Genomic DNA, 12,149 nt, shown 5'->3' with positions numbered 1-12,149 from the left:
CTAACGAAAAAACTAAACCCAAATGAGAGTCTACTTGCTAATTATGTTGTTGTTCTTCAGCGGAGTATCTTTTGCGCAGAATACAATAACAGGTTCGGTTACAGATGGTAACAAACAATCTATTCCAGGTGCTAATGTTGTTATTGTTGGCGAGAATACCGGTGCGTCTACAGATTTTGACGGATCGTTTAAGCTAACGACCAATACAAAATTGCCTTTTTCTGTAAAGGTTTCGGCTATTGGTTTTGAATCGAAAACAATTAATGTTACTACCGCAAATCAAAAATTGAATGTAGTTTTAAAAGATGAGGAAACGAAATTGGATGAAATTGTAGTTTCTGCATCGAGAACCCCTGAAAGGGTTATTGAATCGCCTGTAACTATTGAACGTATGGGACTTCAGGAAATTAAAAATACTACAGCAGCTACTTTTTATGATGGTTTAGAAAATTTAAAAGAGGTAAATTTTAATACAAGTAGTATCTCTTTCAAATCGGTAAATACTAGAGGTTTTGCTACTGTGGCCAATACGCGTTTTATGCAATTGGTAGACGGAATGGATAATTCATCTCCAGCATTAAACTTTGTTTTAGGGAATCTTATTGGTGTTTCGGATATTGATGTTGCTAGTGTAGAGTTGCTTCCAGGAGCTTCTTCTGCTCTTTATGGAGCAAATGCTTTCAACGGAATCATGTTTATGACTAGTAAAAGTCCTTTTACAAATGAAGGAATAAGTGTTTATTATAAATACGGACAAACTAGCCAGAATGCTGCGGGTACAAATGATTATAATGATTTTGGAATTAGAGCAGCAAAAGCTTTTACTAAACATTTTGCAATGAAAGTGAATTTCACCTATATGGAAGCTAGCGAATGGATTGCTAATGATAAAAGAAGTATGACTGCTGGAGGTGATAGCCACGCGGTAAATCAAAATTATGATGGATTAAATATTTATGGTGACGAGGTTACAACATTTATTCCGAATGTAGGGCAAGTTAGTAGAACGGGTTATCGTGAGCAAGATTTGACAGATAATAAGGTTCAGAGTATGAAAGCGGATTTTAGTGCGCACATTAAACCTTGGGATAACGATACAGAATTTATATTGCAATATAAAATAGGTACAGGAAGTACTATTTATCAAGGAGCAAACAGATATGCTTTAAAGGATTTCTTAATGCAGCAAGGTAAATTTGAAGTAAAAGGTAAAAACTTTTTCGGACGAGTTTATTTTACAAGTGAAGATGCTGGAAACTCTTATGATATGAGATTTGCAGCTTGGAACGTAAACAGAGCAGCGAAATCTGATGTAGAATGGTTTACAAACTACGCAACGGCTTATCAATATGCAGGTGCGGTTATGGGAACAAATGCTAATGAATCTGCTGCTATCGCGAGAAACTTTGCAGATTATAATGTATTGCCAGCTCAGATATCATTTATTCCTCAACCAACGGGTTCTCCAAGATTTGAGCCAGGAAGCCCACAGTTTAATCAAGCATTATCAAGCGTTACTGCAAATCCAGATTTGACTCAAGGGGCTAAATTTATTGATCATTCTAAATTATATCATTCAGATGTGAACTATAATTTTAGAGATATTATTAAATGGGCAGAAATTCAAGTTGGTGGTTCTTGGAGAAAATATGTAATGGATTCTGAAGGAACAATCTTTACAGATTATGATGGTCCAATCGAATATAAAGAATATGGTGCTTACGCACAGCTTCAGAAGAAATTCTTAGATGATAGATTGAAGTTTACAGGATCTTTACGTTATGATAAAAGCCAAAATTTCGACGGAAACGTTTCGCCTAGAGTTTCATTTGTATACTCTGCAGGAGCTTCTAAAAATCATAACTTCAGATTATCTTATCAAACAGGATTCCGTAATCCAACTACACAAGATCAATATATTGGCTTAGATTTAGGGCCATTTGCATTAATCGGATCGGCACCTGAAAATTTAGATCGTTTTCAAGAAACAGTAAATGTTAGTGCGGCTGGACAAGCTTTAGGGCAACCAGCAACAGTTAACATGTCAGGACAAAATGCCTATCATAATGCTTATACGGTAGCTTCAGTTCAAGCTTTTGCGGCTTCATCAAATCCAGCTGATCTCCAAGTAGCTAATATTGGTTTGGTGAAACCAGAACAAGTACAAGCTTTTGAGGCAGGTTACCGTACTGTTGTTCAAAATGATTTATCAGTAGATTTAAATGCTTATTATAATATTTATAATGACTTCATGAATACAGCGAGAGTTATTTCTCCTTATTATGGAGCGGTTGGTACGCCAGAATCTTATCAGGCTCTTGCATTTGGAGACAGAAGAGTTTATCAAGTGTATACTAATACAACTGCACGAATTTCTTCTTTTGGTTTTGGAGCTGGTTTGTCTAAAAAAGTATATAAAGATTTTGAAGTAGGCGTTAATTATAACTATTCACAATTTGATTTTAATCAAGCAGATGATCCTGATTTTGTGGCTGGTTTTAATACTCCAAAACATAGAGTTAAAGCATCTTTAGGAAATGCTAAAGTAATTAAAAACTTAGGTTTCAATGTAAACGTAAGATGGAATTCAGAATATTTATGGGAATCTTCTTTTGGAGATGGTATGATTCCGGAAAATACTGTTCTTGATGCTCAGATAAATTATGCACTTCCAAAATGGAAATCTGTTATTAAAGTTGGGGCTACAAACCTTTTCGGATCAGATTATCTTCAGGTTATTGGAGCGGGTATGATTGGTCAAATGTGGTTTGCTTCTTGGACAATTAATCCGTAATGATAATTGATTGATAGGTGAAAGTGGTAATAATTTAAAAGTAATTAAGATGAAAAAAAATATAAAATGGTTGTTTTTGGTTTCTTTAGCCATTATGGCCTCATGTAATAGCGATGATAATGATACGCCAGCAGAAGTTCCAGTAGTTCCTGGTACGGCTGATTTTGCAAAATACATTGCCCTTGGAGATTCTTTCGCGGCAGGTTATAGCGATAATGCTTTATTTAAAAAAGGACAAGAGAACTCATATCCAAATATATTGTCACAGCAATTTGCAGCTGCTGGCGGTGGTGCTTTTGCACAACCTCTTATGAATGATAATATTGGAGGTCTGCTTTTAGGAGGAAATGTAATTGCAGGTACGCGTTTGTATTTTGTTGGACAAACTCAAACGCCAACAAATGTTACCGGAAAACCAACTACTGAAGTTACTGCGCATTTAAGTGGTACATTTGGTAATTTAGGAGTTCCTGGGGCGAAAAGTTATCATTTGTTAGCTGCTAATTACGGTAATGTTGCAGGTGTTGCAACTGGTGCGGCTAATCCTTATTATGCAAGATTTGCAAGTACTTCTTCGGCAACTGTTATAGGTGATGCTGTTGCTCAGAATCCAACTTTCTTCTCTTTGTTTATTGGTGGAAATGATGTTTTAGCATATGCAACTTCGGGGGGAACAGGAAAAGATCAAACAGGAAATCCGAATCCAGCGACTTATGGAGGAAGCGATATTACAGATCCAACAGTTTTTGCAAGTGTCTATACTAATTTAATTACTGCTTTAACAGCAAAAGGAGCAAAAGGGGTGGTGGCAAATTTACCTTATATTACAGCTTTGCCTCATTTTACAACAGTTCCTTATAATCCGCTTACGGCTAAAGTAATTGGAAAAAATAATGAAGCTGTTGGTGTGGCAACAATAAAAGCGCTTAATGCACAATTATATGGTCCGTTAAAACAAGCTTTGACTGCTTTTAACGCTGGAGATAGAATTAATTTACTTTCTGAAACTGGAGCAAGTCCGTTATTGATAAAAGATGAAACTTTGACTAATCTATCTGCACAGCTGACTGCTGCATTTACACCTACATTGGGAGCACAAAACGCAGCTTTTTATGGTGCTGTTTTTGGGCAAGCAAGACAAGCTAAAGCTACAGATTTAGTATTGTTAACAACAAGAGCAGATATTGGAACTGCGCCGACTGCAGCAAACTCTGGAATCGGAATTGCACCGCCAGCACCGTTAAACGCATTTGGAATATCCTATCCTTTACAAGATAAACACGTACTGATTCCGACTGAAATTGCAGAGATTAAAAAAGCGACAGACGCTTATAACACAACAATTCAAGCGGTAGCTACTGAAAAAGGATTGGCATTTGTGGATACAAAAGCGACTTTAACGCAATTGGCAAGTGGCGGAATTCGATTTGGAAATTTTACAATGAGTTCTTCTTTTGCAACTGGAGGAGCATTTTCTCTAGATGGAGTTCATCCAAGTGCAAGAGGTTATGGTTTAATTGCTAATATCTTTATTGATGCCATAAATGCGAAGTATAGTTCGACTTTAAGACATGTTGATTTAGGTATTTATCCAATTCAATATCCAGAGACACTTCCATAATGTTTTGGAAATAGAATAAGAAAGCCGCTCATTTTTAGAATGCAGCGGCTTTTTCTTTTAACTAAAAAATGAATGTTTTGGTTGTTTTTTCGCCAAGTTTTATGAATCAAACAAAATCGTGCTATTTTTTATGAAAAAAAAATTGATTTTATATTTTAAAAAATTATCTTTGCGCTCTGAAAAAAGAGGTATTTTCGATAAACCTAAATAGCTATTTAATAAATACATAAGTAATGTCAAAAGTAATAGGAAAAGTTGCTCAAATCATTGGACCAGTAGTAGACGTAGTTTTCAACGGTAAAGATGTTGAACTTCCAAAAATTTATGATTCACTAGAAGTCGTGAAAAAAGATGGAACAATCTTAGTTCTAGAAGTACAATCTCATATTGGTGAAAACACTGTTCGTACCATTTCTATGGATTCAACAGATGGTTTAAGCAGAGGATATGAAGTAGTTGGAACTGGAAATCCAATCCAAATGCCAATCGGTCCAGACGTATATGGACGTTTATTTAATGTTGTTGGAGATGCCATTGACGGTTTAGGTGATTTACCAAAAACTGGAGAAAACGGTTTGCCAATTCACAGACAAGCTCCAAAATTCGAAGATTTATCAACTTCATCTGAAGTTTTATTTACAGGTATTAAAGTAATCGATTTGATTGAGCCTTACGCAAAAGGAGGTAAAATTGGATTGTTTGGTGGTGCTGGTGTTGGTAAAACAGTATTGATTCAGGAGTTGATCAACAATATCGCAAAAGGTCACGGTGGACTTTCAGTATTCGCTGGAGTAGGTGAAAGAACACGTGAAGGAAATGACTTGCTTCGTGAGATGTTAGAGTCAGGAATTATTAAATACGGTGATGATTTCATGCACTCTATGGAAAATGGAGGATGGGATTTATCTAAAGTAGATATGCCAGGAATGAGAGAGTCTAAAGCTACTTTCGTTTTCGGACAAATGAATGAGCCACCTGGAGCTCGTGCACGTGTGGCACTTTCAGGATTATCTATCGCTGAGTATTTCCGTGATGGAGCTGGATCAGATCAAGGAAAAGACGTATTATTCTTCGTTGATAATATCTTCCGTTTTACACAAGCAGGTTCTGAGGTATCGGCACTTTTAGGACGTATGCCATCTGCGGTAGGTTACCAACCAACATTAGCAACTGAGATGGGTGCAATGCAAGAGCGTATTACATCTACAAACAAAGGATCTATTACATCTGTACAAGCGGTTTACGTTCCTGCGGATGACTTAACTGACCCGGCGCCGGCTACAACTTTCGCGCACTTAGATGCTACAACTGTATTGTCTCGTAAAATTGCTGAGTTAGGTATCTATCCTGCGGTTGATCCGTTAGATTCTACTTCAAGAATCTTGACTCCACACATCTTAGGAGATGAGCACTACAACTGTGCACAAAGAGTTAAAGAAATTCTTCAAAAATACAAACAACTTCAAGATATCATCGCGATCTTAGGTATGGAAGAGTTATCTGAAGAAGATAAACTTGCAGTATCAAGAGCTCGTCGTGTACAACGTTTCTTGTCTCAGCCATTCCACGTAGCAGAGCAATTTACAGGTATCCCAGGTGTATTAGTTGATATTAAAGATACTATCAAAGGATTCAACATGATTATCGATGGTGAGTTAGATCACCTTCCAGAAGCAGCTTTCAACTTGAAAGGTTCTATTCAAGATGCAATCGAAGCTGGAGAGAAAATGTTAGCTGAAGCATAATCAAGCATAGCTTGAAAAATATCAAAAAATAAAAATTCCAAATTCCAAAATTGGGATTTGGAATTTTATAATTTGGAACTTAAAAAAAAGTTATGATTTTAGAAATAGTATCACCAGAAGCTAAATTATTTTCAGGAGAAGTAACTTCAGTTACTTTGCCAGGAGTTGATGGAAGCTTTCAGATTTTAAATCATCACGCGCCTATTGTTTCTATTTTGGAAAAAGGAACAATTAAAATTGCAGCTCCAAGCTTCAGTTTTTCTAAGGAAGCAGCTGATAAATTCACGAAAGTAAATGACCAAACTTATACTTTAGAGATTAAGTCAGGAACTATCGAGATGAAAGACAATAAAATAATTGTATTAGTTGACTAAGACAATTTTAGAATAAACAAAAAAGCCAGGCATTTGTCTGGCTTTTTTTATTTCTTTACTTTTGAAGTATTAAAATCTCTTTATAAAATATTGATATAGTGATAAAAGTTCAGTAAGCTTTTGTCTTTTCCGCTTTATTAGTTTGATAAAGCGCAACTTATTTATGTCAAATTTTATGAAGAATACTTATGAAAAATATATCAAAAATTGCCATTCTTGGCGGTGGTGGGAAAACAGGAAATTATCTTGTAAACCATTTGTTGAATGAAGGATTTCAATTAAAAATTCTACTTAGAAATCCTGAAAAATTCAATATCCAAAATAATAATATTGAAATTATCGAAGGCGATGCACTTCATTTTGAATCTATAAAAATATTATTGAAAGATTGTCAGGCTGTGTTAAGTACTATTGGTCAAAGAAAAGATGAGCCTTTAGTTGCAAATCAAACAACGGAAAATGTTTTGAAGGCAATGAAAGAATATGGAATTGACCGTTATGTTTTGCTAGCTGGGCTTAATATCGATACTCCGTTCGATAAAAAGAGTTCCAAAACGCTTATGGCAACAGATTGGATGAAAAGTAATTTTCCGTTAATTCAAGAAGATCGCCAAAAAGCATATACACTTTTGGAAAAAAGCGACGTGAATTGGACGCAAGTTCGTGTTCCTTTTATCGAGTTTACAGACAATAGTTCTGAAGTAGTAGTAAATGTAGAAGATTGTTTAGGAGATAAAATTTCAGCTGTAGATATTTCAAAGTTTGTGGCTCGAGAAATGATTGAATCTAAATATAAGCGTCAGTCGCCTTTTATTAGTAATTTATAAAAAGGAAATTAAAAAGAGCAGATCAATTCGATCTGCTCTTTTGATAAATATATTAGCTATTCTTCTTCCTTAACAAACTCCATTATATCTCCAGGCTGACATTCGAGTATTTCACAAATGAGCTCTAGAGTTGAAAAACGAATAGCTTTCGCTTTACCTGTTTTTAATATCGAAAGATTTGCTGTTGTAATGCCAATTCGTTCTGCTAATTCGTTTGAACGCATCTTTCTTTTTGCAAGCATTACGTCGAGATTTACAATGATTGGCATAATTATATTGTTAAGTCGTTTTCGTTTTGAAGATTGTATCCGTGCTTTAATAATTTGCCTAAAACTACTAAACTTAATCCAAGAAAAAGAGTTTGTAAATTATATTCAAAAAGGGGAGTTAGATTCATAAAATTATATCCCTGGCCATAGATTGAATTGGTATAATGATAATAATTAATTCTAGTGAAATATTGCATTATAATATAGCAAAAGATCATGTTTAGAACAGGAAAAGCAATAAGTGAATAACCTATTTTTTGAATTCTCTGAGTTAGGACCATATCAAATGCAAAGTTATCTTTTAATTCTTTAAATAAACGCATGCATTGAAAGCTAACAAATAATAGTATAATTAAGTATAGATAGTTTTTAAGTATCAAAATTGATTTTAAAAAATAATCTTTTGGATTAATTATAATTTCTACCGTCGAATCTGTGTTTTGAATATTTAGGTTTTTAAATTCTTTTTTAATATCGACAAAATTTTTATTATAGATTTCAAAAGTGTTTATCTGATATGTTTTTTTTAATGTAGTGTCATTTTTTACTCTATTAAAATGATCATCAAAATGGTCATCAAATTCTTTTATTCCTGATTTAGAAACGTAACCAGCACTTTTGTTTATTTTGCTTTTGTATATAATTACGCTATCGGGAACGTTTAATTGAATTTGGGTATTTATTTTATATCCTTTTGTGTGATGCATATTTGAACGCCAACTTCCTAAAGTGCCATTTGGTATGCATTCAAAAATTAGAACAAATAATAATACGAGTTGCGAAAATCTGAATGTAAGTCGCGAAATAATGTAAAGTATTGTAATTAATCTATTATTGGTTTTCATAAGTTTTAGTTTTTAGTTCGATGTAAATATATAAAAATTATTGATAAACGATAATAAAAATATCTAAAACGATAAATTTTTATTCTTTAACTTTGTTTTTATGGAATTACCAGAAGGTCTAAATAGAAAGATTGAAAATTCTAGACAAGAAGAGCTGTTTAGAAAATTGCCTGTGTTTAATAATTTGATTGATTTTTCTTCAAATGATTACATCGGATTTTCGAAATCAGAGTATATTTTTAAACATGTCCACGCTTATTTGCTGGAAAATGAAATTTTTCAAAATGGATCAACAGGATCTAGGTTAATTTCTGGAAACCATTCGCTTTATTCAATTACAGAAAATTTTATCGCTGAATTTCATGACTCAGAAGCGGCATTAATTTTTAATTCGGGTTACGATGCCAATATTGGCTTTTTTAGCGCTGTACCGCAAGAAAACGACGTTGTTTTGTATGATGAATTGTGTCATGCATCTATAAAGGATGGAATTTCTCTTTCGGCTGCCAAATCGCATTCTTTTATTCATAATGACTTTGAAGATTTAGAACGTCTTATTCTTAAATTTCCAGACACTACTATTTACATTGTAACTGAAACTATTTTTTCGATGGATGGCGATAGTCCGAATTTGGAAGAATTGATTGTGCTTTCAGAAAAATATAATTGCTATTTAATTGTTGATGAAGCGCACAGTTTAGGTGTTTTTGGAAATAAAGGTGAAGGACTCACGCAATATTTGCAATTACATAATAGAATTTTTGCGCGAATTGTAACTTTTGGAAAAGCTTTAGGATGTCAAGGAGCGGCAATTTTAGGAAGCAACGAGCTTAGAAATTACCTGATTAATTTTGCAAATAGCTTTTTGTACACAACTGCTCTCTCGCCTCACGCGGTTGCCACTATTTTGATTTCGTATCAGCAATTGGATAGAGAAAATGATGCTAGAGAAAAACTTCGTCAAAACATCATTTTTTTTAATCAGCAGAAGAATTTATTGGGTTTAAAACCAATGTTCGTTCATAGTAAATCTGCGATACATTCTGCTATTGTTCCTGGAAATGAAAATGTAAAACAGTTAGCTCAATTACTTCAAGATAGAGGATTTGATGTGCAAGCCATTCTTTCACCGAGAGTTCCAGAAGGTCAAGAACGTTTGCGTTTTTGTATTCATAGCTATAATTCTCAAGAAGAAATTAACTTAGTTTTAGAATTACTTCGAGATTTCATTTTTTAGTGCTAATGCTGATTTTTCACTTCCTATTTTTTTTTTTAGAGTGAATTTTTTTTCTTTCGGAATGCCAGTATTTACTGATGTTTTGAAAAAAGTTTAAATTTTTTTGTAACGTTTTGAATGTTTGGTCACTTACGAGTCGTAATCAAATAAACCAAAACAATTATGAAAACACAATCAACATCAATAAGCGAAAAAATTTTCAATTTTATTTTTACTTTTTTAACCTCTGTAGGTTTTGGGTATGCTGTAGCAAATCATTTTATGTTAGGAAAACCTAATAAAGAACTTCTTTTAATCACGCTTTGTTTGTTTGTAGCATCTGCTGCTTCATGGCAACGAAAAAAATATAGTAAATAAACTAAGGAGTTTCAGTCATCAAAAGAGTCAATCAAAATCAATCAAATAATCACTTTAAAACAATCAACAAAATGAAAAATCTAATCAAATCAGTAATAGCAGTAATCGCAATTGTATTTAGTTCTTCTGTTCAAGCGCAGACAAAATCTCCAAAACTTGAAAATTCACTTTTATGGGAAGTTTCAGGAAATGGATTGACAAAACCGTCTTATCTATATGGAACAGTTCATATGATTTGTTCGCCGGATTATTTTCTTTCAGAAAAAACAAAAAAAGCGTTCGATGCATCTAATAAATTAGTTTTAGAAATCAACTTTGCTGATCCGTCAGAAATGGCAGACATGCAGAAAATGGCAATGGGAAAAGAGCCTTTAAGCAAATTATTAAGTCCAGAACATTTGTCTAAATTGGATGAAATTTTAAAAACTAAAACTGGAATGACTGTGCAGCAAGTGGATAATTTTAGTTTAATGACCGTAATGAGTTTAATTTCTATGAAAACTTTCGGATGTGCAGATATAAAGCTGTATGAGATGGAATTTATTGAAATGGCAAAGAAAAGAAATATTCAAATTGGCGGTTTAGAAACAGTAAAATCGCAACTTTCAATTCTTGGAAATGCTTATACAAATGATGAAATGATTCAAATGTTAAGTGAATCAAATCAAAATGAAACGGATAAATTAGTAGCTTCATATAAAAGTGAAAACATTGATGATTTGTATAATAACGTAACCGATAAAAAATTTACAAGCGAAAAAACTAGAAAGATGATTCTAGATCAAAGAAATTTGAACTGGATTAAAGAGATGCCACAGATGATGAAAACAGAAAGTGTATTTTTTGCAGTAGGCGCGGGGCATTTGGGTGGAGAGTTTGGAGTAATTAATTTATTAAGAAAGGCAGGATATATTGTAAAACCAGTAATGAATTAAAACTATTTTGAAAGAAAAAGAGCAAGAGTTTTTAAATCGGATAGAAAGTCATAAAGGTATTCTGTACAAGGTTTCAAAAATGTACATGGATAATTATGACGATCAGCAAGATTTATTTCAGGAAATTGTTTGTCAGCTTTGGAAGTCGTATGAAACATTTCGAAACGAAAGTCAGTTTTCGACCTGGATGTATCGGGTTGCGGTAAATACTGCTATCGTTTTTCTCAGAAAAGAAAAACGAAAGGTTGACAAATATGAAATTGCTTCGGAAAATATTAAAGAAGAGGAAGGCGATTCACATATCAAGGAAAGTCAGCTGGATCATTTTTATAAAGCAGTACAAAAACTCGAAAAAATTGATAAGGCAATTATCTTTTATCAGTTAGAAGGTTTCTCTCATAAAGAAATTGGTGAAAATCTAGGAATTTCAGAAGGAAATGCAAGAGTGAAACTAAACCGAGCAAAAGAAAAATTAAAAGAAATAATTAAAAATCAGGGATATGGATTTTAACGATATACAAAACGCATGGAATAACGAAAAGAATGAAAATGTTGTTCTTCCAGATAATTTAGAAAAAATTAATTCGGCCAATACACCTTTAGATAAGATTAGAAAAAATCTAAAGAATGAGCTTATAATGCAGACAGTAGCAGTTTTATTAATGGCTTTTACGCCTTATGCATATGCTTTTCCAGAAAAATGGATTGCTCCTTTTTACTTAATGTTTAGCATATTTGTTGCCGTTTGTGTGTACTATTTGGTTAAGCTTTATATTTTTTATAAGAGACTAAACAAGATTACATTAAAAACAAAAGATAGTTTGTATGAAACCTATTTTGACGTAAAATTGAATATGGAATTATATAAAACCTTCGGATTTGCTCTGACTCCTTTTATAGTTTTATTTTTAATCGGCTTTTTGTACAATGAGTTTTCAAAAGCCCCTAATTTTCAACTTACAGAATTTACTAATTCACAATTAATAAGTGTTTTTGCTGTAGTTACATTTAGTATCTTATTTATGGGACTGGCTTTAGAATGGTGGGTGCAATATTTTTATGGAAAATACGCTAAGGAAATCAGAAAAGTAATAGACGAATTGAAAGAAGAATAAAAAAGAAAAACCCATCAGTTACGATGGGTT

At 33.3% G+C, this 12,149-nt stretch carries 12 protein-coding genes; 10 read left to right on the top strand and 2 right to left on the bottom strand.

Annotated elements, in window-relative coordinates:
* Window positions 1-22 precede the first annotated feature (22 nt).
* From HNP35_RS01535 to HNP35_RS01515, 5 genes are all read left to right on the top strand, one after another.
* Window positions 23-2,794: a TonB-dependent receptor gene (locus tag HNP35_RS01535; protein ID WP_184159116.1), complete on the top strand. Its 2,772-nt coding sequence runs from the start codon at window positions 23-25 to the stop codon at window positions 2,792-2,794.
* A gap of 49 nt (window positions 2,795-2,843) precedes the next feature.
* Window positions 2,844-4,415, top strand: coding sequence for a G-D-S-L family lipolytic protein (locus HNP35_RS01530; protein WP_184159118.1), 1,572 nt, complete (start codon window positions 2,844-2,846; stop codon window positions 4,413-4,415).
* 233 nt (window positions 4,416-4,648) lie between these two features.
* Entirely contained in the window at window positions 4,649-6,160 is a 1,512-nt protein-coding gene (gene atpD, locus HNP35_RS01525; RefSeq protein WP_184159120.1) for a F0F1 ATP synthase subunit beta, read from the top strand.
* Window positions 6,161-6,252: 92 nt separating this feature from the next.
* On the top strand, window positions 6,253-6,534 hold the full coding sequence (locus tag HNP35_RS01520) for a FoF1 ATP synthase subunit delta/epsilon (RefSeq protein WP_184159122.1): 282 nt from the start codon (window positions 6,253-6,255) through the stop codon (window positions 6,532-6,534).
* A gap of 188 nt (window positions 6,535-6,722) precedes the next feature.
* Window positions 6,723-7,361 carry an NAD(P)-dependent oxidoreductase gene (locus HNP35_RS01515; RefSeq protein WP_184159124.1) on the top strand — a complete coding sequence of 213 codons (639 nt, stop codon included), beginning with the start codon at window positions 6,723-6,725 and terminating at the stop codon, window positions 7,359-7,361.
* Between the two features lie 56 nt (window positions 7,362-7,417).
* On the opposite strand, the gene HNP35_RS01510 is transcribed toward HNP35_RS01515, so the two are convergent.
* Entirely contained in the window at window positions 7,418-7,630 is a 213-nt protein-coding gene (locus HNP35_RS01510) for a helix-turn-helix domain-containing protein (protein ID WP_184159126.1), read from the bottom strand.
* A gap of 2 nt (window positions 7,631-7,632) precedes the next feature.
* Window positions 7,633-8,475: a DUF2975 domain-containing protein gene (locus tag HNP35_RS01505; protein WP_184159128.1), complete on the bottom strand. Its 843-nt coding sequence runs from the start codon at window positions 8,473-8,475 to the stop codon at window positions 7,633-7,635.
* Window positions 8,476-8,575: 100 nt separating this feature from the next.
* On the opposite strand from HNP35_RS01505, the gene HNP35_RS01500 reads away from it, so the two are divergent.
* The 5 genes from HNP35_RS01500 (at window position 8,576) to HNP35_RS01480 (ending at window position 12,119) form a co-directional block, all read left to right on the top strand.
* Window positions 8,576-9,712 (top strand): aminotransferase class I/II-fold pyridoxal phosphate-dependent enzyme, encoded by a 1,137-nt coding sequence (locus HNP35_RS01500; protein WP_184159130.1) that lies wholly within the window; start codon window positions 8,576-8,578, stop codon window positions 9,710-9,712.
* 162 nt (window positions 9,713-9,874) lie between these two features.
* Complete coding sequence (locus HNP35_RS01495) at window positions 9,875-10,069, top strand: hypothetical protein (protein ID WP_184159132.1); 195 nt, start codon at window positions 9,875-9,877, stop codon at window positions 10,067-10,069.
* Between the two features lie 71 nt (window positions 10,070-10,140).
* Window positions 10,141-11,004, top strand: a complete 864-nt coding sequence (locus HNP35_RS01490; protein WP_184159134.1) for a TraB/GumN family protein — start codon at window positions 10,141-10,143, stop codon at window positions 11,002-11,004.
* A 79-nt stretch (window positions 11,005-11,083) separates the two neighbouring features.
* Complete coding sequence (locus tag HNP35_RS01485) at window positions 11,084-11,515, top strand: RNA polymerase sigma factor (protein WP_428993643.1); 432 nt, start codon at window positions 11,084-11,086, stop codon at window positions 11,513-11,515.
* Complete coding sequence (locus tag HNP35_RS01480; RefSeq protein ID WP_184159138.1) at window positions 11,505-12,119, top strand: hypothetical protein; 615 nt, start codon at window positions 11,505-11,507, stop codon at window positions 12,117-12,119. Before HNP35_RS01485 ends, HNP35_RS01480 begins: the two co-directional genes overlap by 11 nt.
* Window positions 12,120-12,149 lie beyond the last annotated feature (30 nt).

This window comes from Flavobacterium notoginsengisoli (genome assembly GCF_014207905.1).
GTDB classification, from domain to species: domain Bacteria; phylum Bacteroidota; class Bacteroidia; order Flavobacteriales; family Flavobacteriaceae; genus Flavobacterium; species Flavobacterium notoginsengisoli_A.
Note: the sequence above shows the minus strand (reverse complement) of the source record. Positions and strands in the feature narration are given on the sequence as shown.